At 44.7% G+C, this 20,931-nt stretch carries 15 protein-coding genes and 2 pseudogenes; 11 read left to right on the forward strand and 6 right to left on the reverse strand.

The genetic code is table 11. The features are described from left to right. The first annotated feature begins 240 nt into the window (after positions 1-240). The 3 genes and pseudogenes from ACM0OZ_RS12025 to ACM0OZ_RS12035 all read left to right on the forward strand — a co-directional run bounded on the left by ACM0OZ_RS12025 (position 241) and on the right by ACM0OZ_RS12035 (position 3,844). The gene (locus ACM0OZ_RS12025; RefSeq protein ID WP_414583066.1) at positions 241-1,092 is read left to right on the forward strand and encodes a PEP-CTERM sorting domain-containing protein; all 852 of its coding nucleotides are present in this window, start codon (positions 241-243) and stop codon (positions 1,090-1,092) included. 251 nt (positions 1,093-1,343) lie between these two features. Beyond that, positions 1,344-2,435 (forward strand): annotated as a pseudogene (locus ACM0OZ_RS12030) (glycosyltransferase family 4 protein); the annotation flags it as partial. Positions 2,436-2,695: 260 nt separating this feature from the next. Then, the gene (locus ACM0OZ_RS12035; protein ID WP_414583067.1) at positions 2,696-3,844 is read left to right on the forward strand and encodes an FAD-dependent oxidoreductase; all 1,149 of its coding nucleotides are present in this window, start codon (positions 2,696-2,698) and stop codon (positions 3,842-3,844) included. A gap of 87 nt (positions 3,845-3,931) precedes the next feature. Here ACM0OZ_RS12035 and ACM0OZ_RS12040 read toward each other — a convergent pair whose 3' ends face one another. Then, complete coding sequence (locus ACM0OZ_RS12040; protein ID WP_414583068.1) at positions 3,932-4,105, reverse strand: hypothetical protein; 174 nt, start codon at positions 4,103-4,105, stop codon at positions 3,932-3,934. Positions 4,106-4,173: 68 nt separating this feature from the next. On the opposite strand from ACM0OZ_RS12040, the gene ACM0OZ_RS12045 reads away from it, so the two are divergent. The 4 genes from ACM0OZ_RS12045 (at position 4,174) to ACM0OZ_RS12060 (ending at position 8,694) form a co-directional block, all read left to right on the forward strand. Beyond that, on the forward strand, positions 4,174-5,568 hold the full coding sequence (locus tag ACM0OZ_RS12045) for an RNA-guided endonuclease InsQ/TnpB family protein (protein WP_414583069.1): 1,395 nt from the start codon (positions 4,174-4,176) through the stop codon (positions 5,566-5,568). Further along, on the forward strand, positions 5,550-6,113 hold the full coding sequence (locus ACM0OZ_RS12050) for a flavin monoamine oxidase family protein (protein ID WP_414583137.1): 564 nt from the start codon (positions 5,550-5,552) through the stop codon (positions 6,111-6,113). Before ACM0OZ_RS12045 ends, ACM0OZ_RS12050 begins: the two co-directional genes overlap by 19 nt. Before the next feature lie 1,063 nt (positions 6,114-7,176). After that, positions 7,177-7,662, forward strand: coding sequence for a hypothetical protein (locus ACM0OZ_RS12055; protein ID WP_414583070.1), 486 nt, complete (start codon positions 7,177-7,179; stop codon positions 7,660-7,662). Then, positions 7,663-8,694 carry a lipase/acyltransferase domain-containing protein gene (locus ACM0OZ_RS12060; RefSeq protein WP_414583138.1) on the forward strand — a complete coding sequence of 344 codons (1,032 nt, stop codon included), beginning with the start codon at positions 7,663-7,665 and terminating at the stop codon, positions 8,692-8,694. It abuts the gene before it with no gap. 587 nt (positions 8,695-9,281) lie between these two features. Here ACM0OZ_RS12060 and ACM0OZ_RS12065 read toward each other — a convergent pair. Continuing rightward, positions 9,282-9,866: a CIA30 family protein gene (locus ACM0OZ_RS12065; protein ID WP_414583071.1), complete on the reverse strand. Its 585-nt coding sequence runs from the start codon at positions 9,864-9,866 to the stop codon at positions 9,282-9,284. 459 nt (positions 9,867-10,325) lie between these two features. Between ACM0OZ_RS12065 and ACM0OZ_RS12070 the strand changes: the two genes are divergently transcribed. Continuing rightward, positions 10,326-11,645, forward strand: coding sequence for a tyrosinase family protein (locus tag ACM0OZ_RS12070; RefSeq protein WP_414583072.1), 1,320 nt, complete (start codon positions 10,326-10,328; stop codon positions 11,643-11,645). A 140-nt stretch (positions 11,646-11,785) separates the two neighbouring features. Here ACM0OZ_RS12070 and ACM0OZ_RS12075 read toward each other — a convergent pair whose 3' ends face one another. Together ACM0OZ_RS12075 and ACM0OZ_RS12080 are read right to left on the reverse strand one after the other, a co-directional pair. Next, positions 11,786-12,715 (reverse strand): glycerol acyltransferase, encoded by a 930-nt coding sequence (locus tag ACM0OZ_RS12075; protein ID WP_414583073.1) that lies wholly within the window; start codon positions 12,713-12,715, stop codon positions 11,786-11,788. Between the two features lie 295 nt (positions 12,716-13,010). Beyond that, positions 13,011-13,193, reverse strand: a complete 183-nt coding sequence (locus ACM0OZ_RS12080; protein WP_414583074.1) for a hypothetical protein — start codon at positions 13,191-13,193, stop codon at positions 13,011-13,013. Positions 13,194-13,251: 58 nt separating this feature from the next. Here ACM0OZ_RS12080 and ACM0OZ_RS12085 point away from each other — a divergent pair. Both ACM0OZ_RS12085 and ACM0OZ_RS12090 read left to right on the forward strand, forming a co-directional pair. Then, positions 13,252-14,641, forward strand: a pseudogene (locus tag ACM0OZ_RS12085) (RNA-guided endonuclease InsQ/TnpB family protein). Positions 14,642-14,729: 88 nt separating this feature from the next. Continuing rightward, complete coding sequence (locus ACM0OZ_RS12090) at positions 14,730-17,237, forward strand: molybdopterin-containing oxidoreductase family protein (protein ID WP_414583075.1); 2,508 nt, start codon at positions 14,730-14,732, stop codon at positions 17,235-17,237. 565 nt (positions 17,238-17,802) lie between these two features. On the opposite strand, the gene ACM0OZ_RS12095 is transcribed toward ACM0OZ_RS12090, so the two are convergent. Continuing rightward, positions 17,803-19,029, reverse strand: coding sequence for a hypothetical protein (locus ACM0OZ_RS12095; RefSeq protein WP_414583076.1), 1,227 nt, complete (start codon positions 19,027-19,029; stop codon positions 17,803-17,805). A gap of 332 nt (positions 19,030-19,361) precedes the next feature. On the opposite strand from ACM0OZ_RS12095, the gene ACM0OZ_RS12100 reads away from it, so the two are divergent. Beyond that, entirely contained in the window at positions 19,362-19,511 is a 150-nt protein-coding gene (locus tag ACM0OZ_RS12100; protein ID WP_414583077.1) for a hypothetical protein, read from the forward strand. A 698-nt stretch (positions 19,512-20,209) separates the two neighbouring features. Here the strand turns inward: ACM0OZ_RS12100 and ACM0OZ_RS12105 are convergent. Continuing rightward, positions 20,210-20,926 carry an SDR family oxidoreductase gene (locus ACM0OZ_RS12105; protein WP_414583078.1) on the reverse strand — a complete coding sequence of 239 codons (717 nt, stop codon included), beginning with the start codon at positions 20,924-20,926 and terminating at the stop codon, positions 20,210-20,212. Positions 20,927-20,931 lie beyond the last annotated feature (5 nt).

Raw genomic sequence — 20,931 nt, forward strand, 5'->3', positions numbered from 1 at the left:
CTTACGTCAATCGGTTTCGGGCTGGGTGCCGGAGCGGCAACAGCGCAGACAACTTACACAGTTAGCGCTAACTACGACGGAAAAATGAACATTGACCAAAAATCAGCTACTAATCCTAGCTACAAATTGTTGGTCAATAGCCAGGGTACCAACAGTGTCAAAGAGTACGACGCAATTACGGGGGAGTTCGTCAAAGACTTCGTGCCTTTCAACAGCGGCGGGCTGAGCGAACCTTCAGGCTTGACCGTCGGTCCTAACGGCAACCTCTTCGTCATCTCCTTTACTGACAATAGTGTCAAACAGTACAACGGAATTACGGGGGAGTTCATCGCTGACTTTGTACCTTCCGGCAGTGGCGGGCTGAATCAACCCTATAACTTGACCTTTGGCCCTAATGGCGACCTCTTCGTTGGCTCTTCTGGTAACAATAGTGTCAAACAGTACAACGGAATTACGGGGGAGTTCGTCAAAGACTTTGTACCTTCCGGCAGTGGCGATCTGAATGTAACCGATGATGTGACTTTCGGCCCCAATGGTAACTTCTTCGCCACTTCCTTTGGTAACAGCAGTGTCAAAGAGTACGACGGAATTACGGGGGAGTTCGTCAAAGACTTCGTGCCTTCCGGCGGTGGCGGGTTAAATTCGCCCATAGGCTTCGCCTTCCGCAACGGTAGCCTCTTCGTCGCTTCAGGAGGTACCGACAGTGTCAAACAGTACAACGGAATTACGGGGGAGTTCGTCGCTGACTTTGTGCCTTCTGGCAGTGGTGGGTTAAATTTGCCCCTAGGTTTGACTTTCAGTCCCAACGGTAACCTCTTCGTCAGCGGCTTTGGAGAGGAAAAGGGTATCAAACAGTACAACGGAATTACGGGAGAGTTCGTCTCTGACTTTGTGCCTCCTGGCAGCGGTGGGCTGAAGTCACCCGGCTACCTAATTTTTGCTCCTATCAGAAAGATTGATCCCAGAGTGACGAAAGTTCCAGAACCCATTTCTGTCATTGGCTTGTTAGGGGTTGCTGCTTTCGCATCTAAGATGCTGAAGCGCAAGCGCCAAGAAGATCTCTTAGCTAGTGTGTCATTGCAGTATAAATAACAGCTTCAAATATTTCACGGAAAACTCCATAATTTTTGTTCAAGCAATGATATAGGACTCCTCCAAAGATTTTTGAAAACATACTGAGACTGAAAAGCCCGTTTTACCAGGGTTTTATCTGAAATCCTTTTCAGAAATCAGACAGGATTCCTATATCAATTAAATCAATCAAAAGTACGCTTTACCATTTAGCGTTTGGGTAAGATATCAGATTTGCTGATTCGGTCTTTGCAAAAGTGATCTTGGAATAGACTGAATACAAAAACGGCGTGAAGATTCAACGCAGTTATGTTTGGATTCGCCCGAAACCGAGTCTGCTGGATCGGATATTGTTGGAGCTTAGCTTTGTTATTACCAGTTTTCTGCAAGCCCTCAACGGTCCCAGACCGGACGTAATTCTTTTAACCGTGCCGTCGTTGCCGGTTTGCGTTCCAGCAGCCCTCTTGGGATGGTTGTATGCTTGTCCTGTGGTCTTGAATGTCCAAGATATTTTGCCGGAAGCCGCTGTCCACACTGGTTTGCTTAAGAACAAATGGCTAATCCGCATCTTTGCCACCTTGGAAAAATTTGCCTACCACACAGCAACAAAAATTACCGTCATCGCCGATAGTTTCGTTGGAAATCTACTCAGTAAGGGCGTTCCCAAGAGCAAAATCGAGCTTTTTCCCAACTGGGCTGATGTCACTTTCATCCGCCCCTTGCCGAAAGAAAACAACCGCTTCCGCGCCGCCCATCAACTGAGTAGCAAATTCGTGGTGCTATATTCCGGTAACATTGCCCTTACCCAAGGCTTAGAAACGGTTGTCGAAGCCGCCAAGAAATTGCAGCACATACCAGACATAGCCATAGTCATACTGGGAGATTCTCTTGGATTGCAACGATTGCAGCAACATGTGTTGCGGTGTGGGGTGTCTAACGTTCTGCTACTGCCCTTTGCAAAGCGCGAACATTTGCCAGAAATGCTTGCAGCCGCAGATGTGGGGTTGGTGGTGCAAAAGCGGAATGTGATTTCCTTTAACATGCCTTCAAAAATTCAAGTGCTACTTGCCAGTGGTCGCGCTATTATAGCGTCCGTACCACTAGGCGGTACGGCAGCGTGTTCGGTGCAAAAAAGTGGCGGCGGAATTATAGTTCCTCCAGAAGACCCCGATGCATTAGCTAAGACTATTTTAAATTTATATAAAAATCCGCATCAAGTAGAAACACTAGGTCGCAAAAGTCGGCAGTATGCTGTTGAGCAGTTTGCCTTGGAGCAAGCTTTAAATCGTTACGAAGCGCTGTTCCACTCGATTACGGCTCATCCAGTTAATGAGGCAGATGTGTTGCCTAAATGTGAGATTTGACCTTCGTTGCTGTTAACAAAACTAACACTAAAAAGAACGAAGGACAAAGGACGACCTTCACGAGTCAGATATGGCGATCGCCTTAATATTTCAAGTGCAAACACAAGTCCTGCTAACAACTAATCAGCATCGTTGGCTTCTCTATTTTTTGATAGTAGAACTGTCAACTTATCTAAACAAATGTAACAAGAACTGCACATTTATCTAGTATTTTCTAAGATATATTTTTTATCACAAGATAAAAGATTAAGGCAACCCCAATGGCGAGATCGGCGTTGATGGCATCATTACGGCGAGCTTACAAAATCACCAAGGCATCTGTTTCAACAGGAATTCCTGCGGACGAAATCGTTGATATTCTCCAACAAAAGACCACTCGTCGTCGCCTGATCTATGGGGGTTTGGGATTAGCAAGTGCCATGAGTGCGGTGACGTGGCATGGTGGAGCTGACTCTGCTGCATTTGCGACAATTCCCAAAGTATTGGTAGTCGGTGCGGGAATTGCTGGACTCGTCGCGGCTTATCGTCTTTCTCAAGCTGGAGTGCCAGTAGATATTATCGAGGCAAGAAATCGCGTTGGCGGTCGGATATATACAGTACAAAATTTTGCTGGTACTTCTATACCTGTAGACTTGGGTGGAGAATTTATCGACACAAGCCATACCAGGTTACGTTCTTTGGCACAGGAATTAGGTTTACAAATTGCAGATTTGTATACTGCTGACAAGGATTTGATACAAGGGACATCGTATTTTCAAGGACGTAAAATATCAGAAAAAGAAATCACACAGTGGTTCCCGACCCTGGTGCAGAAGATAAAGCAGGATTTAGCTGCTCTTGGCAAGACTCCCGTAACTTATCGCACACGCAATCAAGTTGCGATTAAGTTGGATAATACCTCTATCACTCAGTACTTGAGGGACGCGCAAATTCACCCACTTCTGAGTGAGATAATACAAGTCGCTTACACTGGTTTATACGGTCGAGAAGCGAGGGAGCAGTCTAGTCTTTCTATGCTGCTTTTTATTGGCACAGATCCAAGCAGCTTCGAGATTACTGGGGAAAGTGATGAGCGTTATCAGATTGTTGGGGGGAATGACCAAGTCCCGAGTTTATTAGCGCGATTTTTGACAAATTCTATTGAAACAGGGACCGAATTAGAAGCGATCACGAGTCGAAGCGATTGCCCTTTAGGGCACTGCGCTCCGCGCAATCGCACTTACCGCGTCAGTTTACGTTCTGGTAATCGCTCGTTTGAACGCACATATGAGCGAATTTTGCTGGCGCTACCATTTACTACTTTGCGTCAAGTCTCGTTAAATGTCGATTTGCCAGCAGTGAAAAAAAATGCGATCGCTTCCTTAGCTAACTCCGCAATTCATCTCATCACTCACCCGTTACGGGAGTGATGAGATGAATTGCGGGATAAAAACGAGGTACACCCTCCACCGTCGGTTGGTACAGTCAACCCAGGTGAGAGGGTGCCCGAGTTTTTGTCAATCCATCGCCCAACGCTCAACGAGTTCACTAACACTTATTTCTTGCTCTTTTGCGCGTTGCTGTAATCTTTGCCATGCGGTAGGCGTTAACAAAATATGATGCCTTGTTTTTACCTCATCATGAAATAGAGGTACATTCTTTACAGCTTTTTTACCTTTTCTGGTTGACATAATAATGCTAGTGGGACTAAGCTAATTTTAGACAACACAAGAAAGAAAGACAAGGAGGTGATTCGTTGATGTTGCTCAACTATCAGTACCGCGCTTACCCGGATACCAATCAAAAGCTAGAACTTAATACTTGGCTACGAGTCTGCCGATACTGGTACAACAAGCAGCTAGGAGACAGGTTTGACTGGTGGGAAAATAATCGTAATAGTATTAACGCTTGTCCGCTTATTTGTTCATTGCCAGAATTGCGGAATAATCCAGACTTTTACTCCCAGAAAAAGCAACTTCCTGTTATCAAAGAAGACTTGCTGAAAGTTTATTATTCTGGTGAGCTACTAGACTTTACTCGTGTACCATCGCAGACACTTCAAGATGTGTCCAAGCGAGTAGACTTAGCCTTTTCTCGTTTTCTCAAAGGAGATAGCAACGGCAATCGTAGTGGGAAGCCACGCTTTAAAAACGCTGCTCGTTACCGTACTCTGAGAGTGGAAGGTCAAGCCATTACCATTGAACGCATTGAAAGAGACTGGTTATTTTTGTCAATTTCAAAGCTAAAGGGTTGGGTAAAAGTGCGCTTACATCGTTCTTTGCCTAATGGATTTACGCTTAAAAATGTTCTCTTGACGAGATCGGCAGATGGATGGTACATCACGATTTGTCTGGAAGACCCCAATGTCCCAACTTTTATACCTGACACTGTTGTTCCAACTTGGGATAATGCTGTGGGTTTGGATGCGGTGCTTCACGAAGATAATTACTTGGCGACATCTGAAAACACCAAGTTGCCAGCATTAAAGTCTTTCAGGAAGTCTGAAAAGTGTCTGTCTAAAGTTTCTAATCGTAAATCAGCCAACAAAAAAGGTAGTCGGTCACGCAGAAAACTTGCCAAGCGGGAAGCACGAGGGCATCAACGTATTGCTCGTTCCCGTCGTGACCATGCATTCAAGGCTGCCCATGCACTGGTTAGAACAGGTAAAAAAGTTTTTGTTTATGAGGATTTAAACCTGAAGGCTTTGTCAAAGCGTAACAAAGCCAAACAGGATGATGACGGTAAGTATTTGCCGAATGGTCAATCAGCTAAGTCTGGGTTGAATAAATCCTGGAACGATGCTTCATTTGGACAGTTTTTCACAATCCTAGAATACATAGCGTCAATTGCTGGGGCTAGGACAATGGCTGTAAATCCAGCATATACATCTCAATTACTCGCATACCGTGACGAGTTTGTCTTCACTGACTGCAATATTCGTGAGTATTGGGACGAATTTGAATCGCTTTGGGTTGACAGGGATGTTAACGCATCCATCAACATAAAGCGCGTTGGGCTGGGACTGTTCCCAACGATAAAACGCCGTAAAGGGAATCCGGTAGTAATGTCATCAACTACTAATAGTACCTTGAAGGAAGTTCTGGTAGTATTAAAACGCCAGAAGCCTACACCGACCTGTCAAAAGGCGGTGTAGGTAGTTCACGTTATGGTAACAATGCCAAGTTAATTACTGCTTATCAAGAACGCATATGGCGCACGCGCCATAACTCAACTGCATTTGTCTCTACTGACTTAGACTTTGCAAGCATCTGGGAAGCTTCTCGTTATCAACCAGGACCAAGTGGTGTACTCACCAATTTTACTGGCGGTCAAAAAAGTTTACCACTAGGGCTACGTTCGGCTGAATCTCAAGCTCAAAAACTGCTATCACAATTAGAAAATATTTTCCCAGGAATGAGTAGTGTACGCCAAAGTCAACCCATCTGTGCTTATTGGCGCAGAGAACCGTATACACAAGGCTCCTATGCTTGCTATCTTGTTGGACAGTGGACAACAATTGCAGGAGCTGAACAAGAACAGGTGGGGAATCTGTTTTTTGCTGGCGAACATTGCTCCCAAAAGTTCCAAGGTTATATGGAAGGTGGTTGTAGAACGGGTGAAATGGCTGCTGTCCAAATTCTACGTTCTTTGGGTTTGAAAAAGAGCGCTGCTCAACTAGAAGCGCGAATCACTGCTTAGCAAAAATTTCTCTAGTCTCCTTATAATTTTACTTGACAGACGTCACTCCAGTTTTCTGTCAATGGGTAAGTTCTAGTATTTTGGGTAGCTTTTGAGTTGTCGTTCTGGAAGACAATAACTCTACTACATCAGCAGGGCAAACGCATCTAAATATTGAATCCCGAAACCATTCGATATGTATAGCGATGTTTAATCACTCTCACCAGATTAAAATCTAAAACCCTTTCCTAGTCAGGGTTTTGTCTATGGGCGAATGTGCTTGGTGCGATGGTGCTCCGCATCCGCAGCCATTGCGATTGCGCAAAGCGCAGTGGCAAAGCCAATCGCACGGGTGAAGGAGGCAGTGAGTGCAAGAGGGATGGTGTGAAAACCCCACTGGCTTGTTTGTTCAACATCTACTTCTTAAGTATGAAGTTTTAATAAATATTTTCTTAACTGTCTTAACTGTCTTAACTGTCCTTGCAAACTTAACTATGGTCGTACTAGTATACAAACGACCGCATAAAACAGGATTATTTGCTACCAAAAAGAGTCTTATGGGTAAATTAGCGTTTAAAAGGATGTTTTAAAAGGGGTTTTTGCTCGAATGGTAAACACAGCGAAGTATCTGGTTTACATAGCTGTAACCTTGATTCTGAGTCCCAAGGGGACACGCTGCTTTGTTGGCGGAGCCTGCGCTTTGCGCTTACGTTGCACTTGACCCAAGTCAGAGCGGCAATTATACCTTACAGGACTTTTAAAACAACCTCTATGAGCAATTCTAGATAAAGATTGCATAGCGCTTGGTTGAGCCATAGAAGATAAACACATATGGACAGCTGATGGTGAATCAGTTGACAGATTTTCATATGGTTTTGAACAAAGACTTACGGATGGTGTGTCTACACCATTTAGTTTTGGAGCATCATTCCTGGCAGACGTAAGTTTAAGTATGAATGTGGAAACTTCTTTTACACTTAATAATCAAGTTGTTTCTAGCATTTTTTATACACGATTACGTTTTATAGGCAGGTCAAAAAGTTAGTTTCGTTACTTAAAACTCCAACAATAAAAGGAAAAACAAATGAGCAATAGTACAAAACGTCATCCTGTAATTCTATTTCCAGGCATAACAGGATCGCAACTAAAAACGAAAAATTTTCTGAAAGCGAAGTCACCACTTTGGTTTAACAGGAGCCAAATGTGGAAATTGACTTGTAATCTGTCTTCAGATAAAAACAGCACTCAAGAAGAGGATTCTATTGTTTCGGAATCAATAGTTGAATCTTACAAAACTGAAGCTGATATATCGAAAGTGACCCCTTTTACTCCTGATGAGGACTGGCAAAACCATATGAAATTGGTATTTGATGGCATAACTCCAAAGGTTGAATATGAAGAAGAAGAAGATAACGAAGACGATAAATTTAATAGAGAAGTGGAAGGATTAGAAGGAATTAAAAATGTAAGTTATCCTCGACTTGGTTTCCCAGCACTCAAAAGCAATGAATATTTTCAAGCATTAGTGGATAAACTAGTAGAAACTGGTTACCAGGAAAATGTTGATTGAATAGGTCATCCCTATGATTGGCGAGTAGCTCCAGCAGGTTTGGAACGGCGATATGAAACTTTTACGAACCTCAAAACCAAAATAGAAGAATTATACAATAGAGAGAAATTACCTGTAGTGCTAATAGCACACAGTATGGGGAATAGACTAATACAATATTTACTGACTTGGATGTACACCTATAACCCAGATTGGGTAAGTAAATATATAGAACGATATATAGCAATTAGCCCACCTTGGATAGGTGCCCCACAAGCAATTTATAGGCTGTCGGATAGTGACATACTTCTACCTGCGGGTAAATTGCAAGTAGCTTTAAAAGGGATGAAAGACGTACTCCAATCTTTTTCAAGCATGCCTTGGCTATTGCCATTACAAAATGAAGTTGGGAGATACGAATACTTTAATACAGAATTTTTTGGGTATTATGCTGAGGTTGACAGTCCAAATTTAGATGATTATCTACCCATAACAGTCGAAGAGACGTTAGAGAAAGCACAAGCTGAAGATACGACACTAGTTTACCAAACTATTTATTATCGGGATGATTTGTATATAACTCGTCGAAATTCTTACATCGGGAGTGCATTAATAAAATGCCCGCCTGTTAACAAACTAGATGTCATCTATTCAACTGGTTTTGATACACCAGTAGGAGCATATTATCATTTTACTGATGATAAGAAATTGCAAATAGCGACTAAGTGGGGCAGCCCAGAAGTTCCCGAACCATTTCCACATAACACTGATTTAGTGATAAAACAGGGAATAATACTAGAAACACCCAAAACAGAGCAAAAGATACAGGCAGAGTTCCCAGATCATGATCCAATATCTAACTCAGGGGATTCAGTAGTTCCATATGGGAGCTTAGCTTATTTTAAGAAATGGAAGAACCTAGAGCCATATAGATACATAGAAGGACATCAATTTTCAGGAGACCAAAATCTAAACCATAATGCAATTGTGAGTCACCCAGATGTAATCACAAAAATCATTGAGTTGTTATCTAAAGAGGACGCAGAGGATTGATGTAGCTAAGGGACCTCCACTCTAAAAAATATCCCAAATTTTCTTGTGGGATGGGTGTCCCCACCCGTCCTTTGTATTGAAGGCGGGCAGGATGCTATTGGTGTCAATTTAAGCCAAAACCCTTTTAAAATCTCGTTCCCAGCCTGAGGCTGGGAACGAGGCAAAAAATATCCCAAATTTTCTTGTGGGATGGGTGTCCTTACCCGTCCTTTGTATTTAGGGGGGACCGGATGCCCACCCCACAAGATGGATAGCACCCCACAATTGAGGATAATTTATTTCTTGGAAATCCCTAAGTTCACTGTGCTATGAGACTATGAGGACGCATTTATCTACTCAAAACGAAGGATGAAAAAGGCATTATTGTGCTGTTTTGGAATAATTCTAGCAATGTGGGTTGCGATAAACCCTGCGATCGCCTTAGAGGGTCCTGAGCTTTACCCAATCGCATTTGACCCCCCGAAGACAAGGATCAGAGCCCCTACCTTAATTGTGGAAAAAGAAACGGTAAAAGCTCAAGAAACAAGAGCGGTCAGCACTTTTTTGTTTACTTTTTCAATAACTAGAGGGAATATTCTGAGTTCTTCTTAATCTTGATTTGTTACGTATACCTCTGAGCCTATATCTAAAGCAAATTGCAGTGGAATTGGTGAATCTGCTTCTTGATTGCTGCGATTAATTTGAAAAGAGAGCGATCGCACTCTTTCCAAATCCAATTGGAAGCCATCAACAAGTCTCCCACGAATCTTTGCTCTAAAGTGGCTCAAAGGAAGCTTTACCTTTGTCCACTCTATCCCAACAATAAACTCTTGCTCAAATGTGAGAGTACCAGTGTCCTGTTGAGCTTGCTCATCTTTAAGTGTGAGGGTATAAACAACTCCAGGATCTTTGGACTTAGCGTAAAATTCAATGTATTTGTATGCGCTTAAATCTAGCGACAAAGGCGCTTCTACAAACGCAAACCCAACAAGTCCCCCATTACCCGCTATAGCAGCCAGTTCACCCTGAAATTGTAGTTCATTTTCTGCTTTAAGCAATGTTGCAGAACTACTACCAACTTGGGGTCTTTCAGTTTTATCAGTCTTGATTAACCAATCCGCCTCAACAGTTGAGAGCGTCAGTCTGGGGTCTTCAAAATTACTGATTTGTGCGCTTGCAAAAGAAGAGTTCATCAAACAAAGAAAAATAGAGGCTACAACTAACTTTTTTTTCATGTCAAGAATTTTACAAGTAATTGAGTCACATATCGCAATCTTCTCACAATTCACTTTTATACCACCTAAGTTCGACAGAATGATTAGACCGTAGTAGTTGTAGCCAAGAGCAAACAACAGGATTTTCGACCTAGACTTGCGCGATAGGGTTGCTGCGTCCTGCGATCGCACAATCCATGATCATGTCTAATTCGCTGGTAAGTATAATATTTTTCTCTTTTGAAAGGTAACAAAAAAGGCATAATTTTTGATTCGACAAGCGGCTTTTTAGCTATTTGCAAAAGAATAGAGGGATTTTCCGAAAAATTTTATATTGTGAGTCAATATATTATATGTAATTTTATATACTAATAAGCCATTGATATTACCCGAATGCCCAGCAAATCTTATCTTGAGAACACAATAAGAGTGTAAATTATGAAAATTTTCCCCAAAACTATCAAAACAGTCATCATTGCTAGTATAGTTGCTGCTCTAGTCGTGTTTGGAAGTCCCGCACTTTCCCATAATGCTCAGCATCAACAGGCATCAAATGCGATCGTCAACGGCAGTTCTAATACCAAGCTGCCAGTATTTTATAACGCTGATTCTGCTCTTGCTCCTGCAAACAGCAAGGGTCTTATTAGTAAAAGGATTCCTCCTTATAAAGCACGTGTTAGAAGGAACGTTGTTGACCTGACCTCATCCGAGAAACAAGCATTCGTTCATGCTGTGCAGACATTAAAGCATACATTCCCAGAAGGTAGCAATGTCAGTATCTATGACCAGTTTGTTGCAGTGCATCTGGGAGCAATGGGTTTAATGTACGATAGTGCCCAAGGTCCAGCAGCGGGGCATGATGGTGCTCATGAAAGCGCTCTATTACTACCGTGGCATCGTGAATTGGTATACCGATTTGAAAAAGCCTTACAATCAGTAGACCCGAATGTGACGATTCCCTACTGGGATTGGACAGATCCTAAGGCGTTGAAAGTGATCTTTCAAGATGACTTTTTGGGACCAAATGGTCAAGGAGTCAATCTCAACATCCCGCAATTAGGTAATGTTCAAGGAGGACCTGTTGTGTCTGGTCCTTTTACAAAAGCCAATGGATGGGTTATCAACCCAGACTTACATACTAAGCCCTCGGGAAAATCATTGGGCGACACACTCTTACGCTTTATGCAATCGCCTCCTACAAATAGTTACCCTCTTCCTAAAGAAGATGTGGATCAAGTCCTTGCTATTGACGACTATGGAACTTTTCGTCTAGCTTTAGAAGGATTTATCAAACTGGATGGTTCTAGTCAGCAACCAACGCCTGGAGTGTTTCAACATAACTATTTTCATAGCTTCGTTGGTGGGGCTACTTTTGACCCTGCGGTAGGTCGTCCCGAAGCTCTTGGCACGATGGCTGACCTTGCTTGTTCTATCAACGATCCAGTATTTTGGCTGATTCATTCTAATGTAGATCGCCTTTGGGCTGAATGGCAGGCAAACGGGCATGAAGGTAGCAATTATTATCCTGCCTCAGGTGGACATTATGGAGAAAATCTCAATGACCGATTGTGGCCTTGGGATGGTGGTGAGTCCACTCCAGCGAATTGGACTCCAGGGGATTTGTTATCCATGCTACCTGCTTTTTCACAAGATGATATTGTCACACCAAAAGACACTTTGGATTTGAGAAAGTATGGCTACAGCTATGACACCGTTATTAGAGCAAATGTCATGAAGCTGATACCAGGAGCAAAGTAAGTTTTAAGAAGTTCCACATCTTGCATCTTGTCTGCCACAGGAACCAAAACCTGTGGCTAAGCAAACAACGCCTGCCGGAGCCTATCGGCGAGCGATGCTCCCGACACCCACAGGGCGGCTTCTGGTAGATTTCATTTGCGCTACTGGCAGTCATACTTTTGTACTAGGTCATCGAGTTCCGCTTGCATCATGGCACGAACCCTTTCGTAACAAGCATCTATGTAACCACGGTCACGAACTGCGGCACAACCGTAACGCTCAAACACAATCGGTGCACAGACACGAGTATGAATCTGCATGGGAAGCGGGAAATTTGGTACAGGTCCAATTCCCACCCCCCAAGGTAGCCCAAGGTAAACTGGGAAGACACCCGTGTTGCCATCAAGTAACCAAGGAAAGCCCCATTCATGCAATTGTTTCACCTGTTGGTAAAGGTCAGCTAGCACAATCAGAGTTGAGTGTGCACCATGAGAAATAATCGGCACAATTGGCACCTCCTCCCGCAAAGCCAGCTTGATGAACGCCTTATTGTTTGCCAGATGAATTCGGTTTCGCCAAGTGTAGGGACGAAACAAATCCTGGGCACCTCCTGGGTAAACGAGTAGCGCTGCATCTCTTCGTAGAGCAGCGATCGCCATTTTGGGATGCGCTATAATTGCCCCCACCTGGGCACCCGGCAAAGCGAAGATGGGAGTTTGCCAGGCTGACGGGTGCATCAAAGCGTAGACTAATCGTTCATAGCCAAAGGTACGGAACCAGTCATACATAAACATCGATGTATCTGGTGAAGCTAACCCGCCATTATGGGAACCGACAATCAACACTTTCCCAACCGATGGCATATGATGCCAACCAGAGGTTTGAACCTGAAAATAGTAGCGGTAGAACCATTCCCATATCGGCATCCAAGCTTTTATCGCCTCAGGGTTTCGCTCCGACAAAGACCAACCATCGAACCTACGACGCGAGGCTTTATCGTCAGCACCCGAGTTGTGTGTGAAAATACTTAACTTATCTAATAGTTCCTCAAACGGGTTAGAGATTTTGTCGCCTTCGCCGTGGCTGCCCATAAAAATATTCAAGTACCTTAACAATTATTATTACCTCTTCTAACCACAGCATTTTTTAGAATAAGCTAGGAATTCTCAACAATCATAAATTTCTTGCAAAAGTCATCTATCGAGGAGATACCCGAAGGGTCAAATTGCCCCCCTCCAGAGATGTCGGGGTAACGACAGTTTAATTTGTGGGGCCGGCTCCCAAATAATTTGTTATTCGACATCTGGGTTACTGCCTATCAAAACATAGCGGGAGCGTGAGAACCCCTGCCTTTTAAGGAGGGGATGAAACGCGACACGCAGGACTTTAGTCCGCAGTGTCTCTTAACCATTGCTCTACATACTCGCTAGCACTTATTCCCTTTTTCTTAGCTAAACTTTTTAGTTTATTCCACGAATAATCTGTAAGGGAAATTTCATGTCCTTTCTTTAACTCTGGGTAAAAAACAGGATTATTTTTTATTCTTTTTATTCCTTTTCCTGTTGACATAATTAGAATAACCGGATTAACTAATTGTATGCTAAAAAAGCAACAGGGGGTGAGTCAACTGTACCGGACAATTCTAGTAAGGGCAAAGTTTAACGACGAAGAAAAAGCATTTTGGGTTGACCAATGTCAACACGCTAACAGCTTAATTAACTGTGCCATTTATCATACACGCCAAACTCCGGACTGCGCGTCTCCAAGAGATGGACAATGCATACACCATTTACTGGTGCGCAGATGAGTTACGCAGTGGATGGAAGACATATCAATGCAATGGTTCTTATCCAGAGCTAGACAAAGTTCTCAAAGAAAATCCGCATTACAAAGGACTAGCAGCACAAGCAGCCCAACAAACTTTAAAATCCGTGGGCGAGTCGATTACCAGTTATAACACGAAGGTAAGAGCTTATTACAAGGGAGAGGTTGACCGACCATCTTTGCCTAAGTATCGCAAAAAAGGAGGATTGGCAGCAGTAACGTTTCCGCGTCAAGCCCTCAGTTATTGTGATGGGTACTTCAAACCATCAATCAGCAAGGAAACCAAGCCAGAACTCATTACTGAGGTTAAGTTAAAGCCGCCTGATTTCATTGACTCCCTGTGGGTAAGAGAAGTGACGGTGCGTCCTTATCTTGGAGAGTTTGTCATTGACTGGGTTATTGATGACGGGAAAGAACCAATCAAAGTTAATCCCAATCTTGATTACAGTCATGCCTGGTCGTTTGACCACGGCGGGTCGAATTGGTTAACAGGTGTTTCAACTTGCGGTAGAAGCTTCATTATTGATGGTCGCAAGCTTAAAGCAATGAATCAGGGTTACTGCCGTCTTATTGCGAAGTACAAGCACGGGAAGTCTGATTTGTACTGGGACAGTAACTTAGACCGTATTCAACGCAAACGGAACAACCAAATGCGCGACGCTATTAACAAAGCTGCGCGATTCATTGTGAACCGATGCCTGAATGACAGGATTGGCAACATCATAATTGGATGGAACGAGGGGCACAAGGTTGGATCTGAGATGGGTAAGATTAACAATCAGAATTTTGTACCCATCCCAACAGGACGGTTGATTGCGCGGTTAAAACAGTTAGCCAGCGAATATGGAATCGTAGTAACAGTTACCGAGGAAGCTTATACAAGCAAAGCCTCGTTCTTAGATGGTGATAGTCTCCACAAATTTGGTGAGAAACCCAAGGATTGGAAGCCATCAGGTAGAAGAATAGAGCGCGGATTATATAAAACTGCATCGGGTTTGTTGATAAACGCGGATGCAAATGGCGCAGCAAATATTGTACGAAAAGTAGCTACACAGCTAGGTATTAACCTGGTCGAGGTAGGTAGGGCGGTCTTGACAACGCCACAACGGTATGACTTGTTTACAAGGATTAATAAATCATATCGTGGACGTTGCCCAGATGGGCTTTTAGCTCTCGGAGCAACAACAGTCTAGAATCCCTCGTGCTTCTAGCCGAGGGAGATGTCAAAGTTATATGAGGATATCAACACTCTCTTACTAACTTACAGGGAGCATCTCAATCATGTCACGCAAGATAAAGACTTCACGGCGGGGTTTTCTCAAAGGGGTAGCAGTCAGTACAGCCACTGTCACCGCAGCAGAGTTACTCAGAAAACAACAGGCAGATGCTGCCGAGGAAAACCGCAATAGTGCAGCCATCGAATCAACTAAATTTGATTTTACCCAGAAATCAGGTGCGTTGCAACCAGACAAGATTGTAGATAGTGCCTGCCAATTCTGCAACTCTCTGTGCCGTTTAAAGGTTCATGTGAAAGACGGACGCATTATAGATGTCTTAGGCGAACCGGATGACCCAGTACAGGCAGGAGGCTTTTGTGTCAAGGGTCCGATGATGACCCAATTGGTGTATAATCGCTTCCGCCTCACTCACCCGATGAAACGGGTTGCAGGTGAGAAGGGTTCACCCGATTCTCAATTTGAGCAGATTTCTTGGGACGAAGCGTTAGAGACGATCGCCGCCAAGTTTCTGGCGTTGAGAGATGCAGGGGAAGCCAGGGCGATCGCCAACAAAACTTCTGGTAGATTACCACGCGGCACTGGTTCTCTAGTCGCACGCTACTTCACTCTGCTGGGTAGTCCCAACGACACGGATGTAGGTCCTGTCTGCAATGATGCTGGTGGAAATGCCTTGGCATGGACTTTTGGTTTAGGTAATTTTACTAATGGCTACGGTATCGATGGCGCTACTGGCAAACAAGATCTAGGGTCTGCCAGATTTTTTCTCTTCTTAGGCACCAACCAAGCGGAAACTCATCCAGTAACCTTTGCTTATCTTCTTAGAAGCCGCGCTCAGACTAAAGCGAAGCTAGTCGTCATCGACCCTCGCTTAACTGCTACAGGAGCGCAAGCAGATGAATGGATTGCACCTAAGCCGCATACCGACCTGGCTCTGGTGTTGGCAATGCTTTACCACATTGTCACCAACAACTTGTATGATACTGCCTTTGTGCAAAAGTGGGTACTGGGCTTTGACGAACTGAAAAAGCACCTTATCAGTAACAAGTATACGCTGCAATGGGCTGCGGGAATCACGGACATTCCAGCAAATAAAATCAAACTTCTTGCTGAGGCTTACGCAACAACAAAGCCTGCTGCTATTTTCTGCAATGCTGGTATTTCTCATCAGGTGGGAGCTTTCGACACTTACCGCACTCTGGCATTCCTTGCCGCGATAACAGGTAACATTGGCATCAATGGTGGAGGCTGCAACTTTATGCATAACACCTGGCCCGGTGGTTTAAATCTGCCACCCATCAAAGGCAACACACCAAAGAAAGATGTTGCCCTGCCTGTTGGACCAGAATATTTTCCTGAATCTATCCTCACAGGCAAACCTTACCAGCTAAAAGCTATTGTTACCCAAGGCAATCCCCTTCTCGCCTCCTCGCACACAGCTAAAGTACAGGAAGCGTACCGCAAATTAGACTTTTACGTCTACACTGGATTGTTCATGGAGGAGTCTGCCTACTACGCCGACATCATTTTACCTGTCACCAGTGGCTTTGAAATGGAAACCGTTTATATGCGACGAGATGACCGGGCAATCCGTTGGCAAAAGCAAGTGGTTCCCCCAGTGGGAGAGTCCAAACCAGACTGGCACATCTGGATTGATCTGGCACACGCCACAGCAAAGTTAGACAAACGCAATCCACCGCAATACTGGACAGAGAACTTTTCCCAGGCATGGAAAGACTACCGCAATCTTTGGGCAACTTTCGTGGCAAACACTCCCGCTATGGGCGGTATGACAACGGAACGAATGTCCAAGCGTTCAGAACCCTTGCGCTGGCCCTGCCCATCAGTGGATCATCCCGGTGTCAGTACTCTTTACCTGGATCATCCTTCTTGGTATAGTGCAGCACAGGCTCTCAATCCTCAAAATAAAGGCAAGCGATTCCTCACCCCCAGTGGCAAGGTAGAGATTTATACGCCCGAGATGCAAAAGCAGCTAGCGATCGCTGGACACGCCGCTTTACCGATCTTCTACACTCATCCGGAAGTTACTGGTCAGCATCCCACCATCGAGTATACAGAGCAACTAGTAAAAAATCCGGTGAACCCGCAGGCATTCACCCAAAAGGTTAAATTAGGGAAAGTCTCTTCTGGAGAGGTTCATAGGGAGTATCCGCTTATGGGCATGACTGGCAGATCGAGTGTGGTTCATTTTCACTCCGTCACACACTGGACTTACACGGGTAAACAAATGAACGGTGTTCGCCTAGTTCAAATTCACCCGAAAGCAGCGCAAGCAGCAGGCATTAATCACGGCGATGAGATAATTGTCGAAAGCCCCAGAGGATCTATCACTGGTACAGCTTTAATTTGGGAGGGAATACGAGAGGACACAATTTTTGTGCCAAATTGGTTTGGTCAACAGCAAAAAATGGCAGAAGAACTCCGCACCCCCTACTACGAAGCCGCTAACCAATTGATAGACAACCAGTACTACGACAATCTTTCAGGACAGCTTGCCTTTAAGTGCTTTGCCTGCCGTGTGAAAAAGGCTTGACCGAAGAGGCAGGGGAGAAGGGGGAAGGGAGCGTTCTTGAGCAAGCCCTTCTCCCCTGCCGTGGAGCGGAGCGGAACATGGGTATCAAGCCCCTTCTTCGGTGGACGTTTGTCCTTTGGCGGAGTGCAAGCTCTGTCAAGCGTCTCCCCCCTGCTCGGGTGCTCCCTGCCCCCTGCCAGAGGCAGTGACATCCTCGCCGCCTTAGTTTTTCCTTACTTTTTAAGGGGGGGAATAAAGCCCCCTTTTTAAGCTACGGTGTACACACCAGATCGCTCAAAACCTCACCCTCGCTTTTAGCGTAGCTAAAATCTTTCCCTCTCCGAACTCGCCCAGAGGGATGCCCGACAGGGCAGGGTAATACCAATTCAAAATTCATAAGGTACGGCATTAAGAAAGCCTAAGATAACTAGGGTTTGGGAGTGGGTATCTGTCGCATTCTTTTTTCAAATTGGTATAAGGTTCCGTGCGCGTACAAAAGGAATTTTGAGTCATTCGATGACTTGTGTGTATACCGTAGCCTTTTTAGGGGAAGGGAGATCAACTCTTATCTAAACCTTATTGGCTTTTAATTTCCAATTGGTGGTGCTAAAGGTTGGCGTGGTGTACCGCCCCCACCAACGCTCTTCGGTCCGTTGTTGTCCACAACCTTGACCGCACCAATGATTTTGGCGAAGTCAGCTTGGAGGGCTGCATCTCCATGAAGTTGATGCCCGGTGACTTGCTCGTACTCTTGCTCGGCACTCCGCTCAAGGCAGAGGTAATTGTAGTCCCACCCGGAATCGTCAACAACGTAGGCACCGTAATTTTGCATTGCTTCAAAGATTTTCTTGCCTGCTTTACTAGTCAGTCCGAGGCTTTCTGCTGTGACATTAGGCGGAATTGCTAGCAACGAACCCATGACCAGCGCCGGATTGGAGCCATGGTATTGGTTTGGTGCACCACCATCAGCCAGACGGGCAGGCCAGCGGCGACCGGGGGTTGACGATGAAGCATTGTAGTGCAACCATTTGCCCCAGATAACAATCTTGAGTGCATGACGAATAGGCTCGTCGTTGAACAACTCACCTTTGCGAATGCTACCGCCAATGCTCGACATTCCTGAGCCACCATGCCCACCGTCAATGCCATCACCGTAAATATCTTGCTCTCCAAACCAAACGCCGTAAAGCGGGGCACCCTCCTGACAACGCGTGGTGACGTTATAAGACACCAAAGTTCTACCATCCGGCATTAGGAACGCTGAGGAGTTGTTTGGAGTAAATCCTGGCTTTGCATCCTCAATGACAAGATCATAAGGAACTTTCAAGGGTTGACCCGCTTCCGGATGCCATTGTGCTTGCTGCTGTGGCGTAGAGCCGATGCAGCGACCTTCACCCCAGGCACCAGGCATATAGGTGGACACAGCCGGATCGCTTTCCTTGGTTATGATGAACCAGTCGGTGTCAACTCCAACGCCCTTTGAGCCGATATAGGCATCAACGTATTTGGCGTTTGATCCAATCGGCATATTCCAAATGCTGTCGCAGGCGAACGGCTGTGTGTACTTATCACGTGCTTGACCAGAACCGCATTTGCTAGTATCTGAACTGAATGTTGGAGTGCTAGCTTCAGCTATGAAAGTGGGAGTAGTAGGAGTTTGATGTGAAAGCCTTTTTGAGCTATTTGCTAGCTGCGAATCTGTTTCTTTACTCAGACTCAAGCTTGATTGATTTTTAATGCTAACGCCGATTACAGAAGCAGCATTGAGGGCATGGCTAATAGAACTCAAGGTAATAGGTTCAGAAATTATCATTTGCCTCTTCTCTCCTTATCAAGGTTGGCTAAAGCTCACATTTGGTGAGTCTTCTTGCTCCAAGTTGGTAGAGGCAAAACCCTGAGAAACTGAAATTTTATTCCTAGGGATTTGACGCCCTGATCGGATTTGAGCTTATATAAACCCGGAGTGGAATTTAGCTTGCTTAGGCAAGTAAGGGTTGCTCAAACTTTTCTAATGGTCATCGAAAATTATCGGTCTCTTGCCCCGTGCTTCTAGCACGGCTTTACATTTAAATACTGGTTTTTAAATGGATATAATCCCAGGAACCAGTAAACCCGTAGTTAGTCCCCTCGCCCACCTAATCCAAGATGACTTGGCATTACCCAACGCTTGACCAATCAAGCTTAGAGATAAGTCCGGGCTGGGGAAGCACCCGGAAGTCTGTACCAGGATTAGGCTCCCAGGGGCTATTCACCACTTACGTTGCCCGAATTGGTTCGGTCAATCCTCGTCCATGACGGGCGAGGTTGGTGAACTAATCAACGCAAACTTGTTAACAATATGTCAAAACCTATAAATATGTCAATCCGTAAGTTCTAGCTCCAGCCCTTTCAAGGTGACTCGTAAAATCTCTTTCTTTTCTCTGTGCCACGCCAGTCGCCTAGGTCGGGAAACCCTCCTGCAGCGCTGGCTCCTCTGCGTCTCGGCGGTTTATTAAGTTATTAATTTAACCACAGAGGCACTCCAGAACACAGAGTAAAGAGGTTAAAGAGGAATTTCTTGACCAAAATTTTTACCCACCTTGAAAGGGCTAGTTCTAGCTCTGCCACTAATAAAGTTGCCAAGTAAGTCTGCAATTGTAGCAGTAAATTTACCAATTCAAAAAATCAACGGGAAACGAGTCTAAAAGATATACCGTACAATTACTAGTCTCTTTGAGTATCATCCTTGTTTGATGAAATAAATTGTTGATTAGCATCGAGACATTATGTAAGTAGGTCGGTACAAATAAAGTTAACGAGTTTCGGCAGTCCGACGTCATTAGTCATTGGTCATTAGTAAGGGTTTTAGAGGCTTTTACATTTCTTAACATAGTTCTGTTTATTTCTACCTATCTACTTAATCGCCGTTTTAATAGTAATTTTTATAAGGCGAAAACTCTTTTTCCCCCAGCAAAGCTGCCTTATCCCAACGATAATTATTTACGCCGACCTACTTACTTCACCAAGGGTCTGACTTGGATGTCAGTCACTTCGGCGGTGCGGGGCAAACTGAGGGCGTTAATCACACAAGCAGCCACATCCTCTGGTTGCAGAAGACGCTCAGGGTTATATGCTTTACCCTCCATCTTATAAATAGCCGCCTGCATGGGACTAGCGGTGCGTCCGGGATATACGCTGAGGACGCGCAGTCCTAAAGCGTTTACTTCGGCTCTCAAACTGTCAGCGATCGCCTTAAGTGCATATTTGGTAGCAGCATACTGCCCAGCACCTGCTTTAGCAGTTAGCCCCGCACTCGAGTTGATAAAGACAATTTGCCCTTGACGGGGTATGAGCATGGGAAGCAAAGCTTGTGTCAAGGCGTAGGGGGCGCGAACGTTCGTGCGGTACTGCAAGTCTAAGTCTTCAACTGGTGCTGTTTTCATTTCTCCTAGAGAAATGATGCCAGCGCTGTGAATCAGCAAGTCAATCTGCCCAAAATCTTCCACCAGATGGCTCTTGAGCTTCTGAATGTCTTCGTCTAAAGTTAAGTCTACTTGATAGCTCACAACTTGAGGTGAATCAACGCTCTTGGCAATGGCTAACAGCGCATCCAAGTTGCGACCTAAAAGGCAAAGTTTTGCTCCCTGCGCCGCCAGTCCCAAGGCGATCGCTTTGCCAATACCACTGGAGGCTCCTGTAACAACTGCTACTTGTTCCTTAAACACTGTCATCCTAT

Source organism: Scytonema sp. PCC 10023, from assembly GCF_963920835.1.
Lineage (GTDB): Bacteria > Cyanobacteriota > Cyanobacteriia > Cyanobacteriales > Nostocaceae > Kalymmatonema.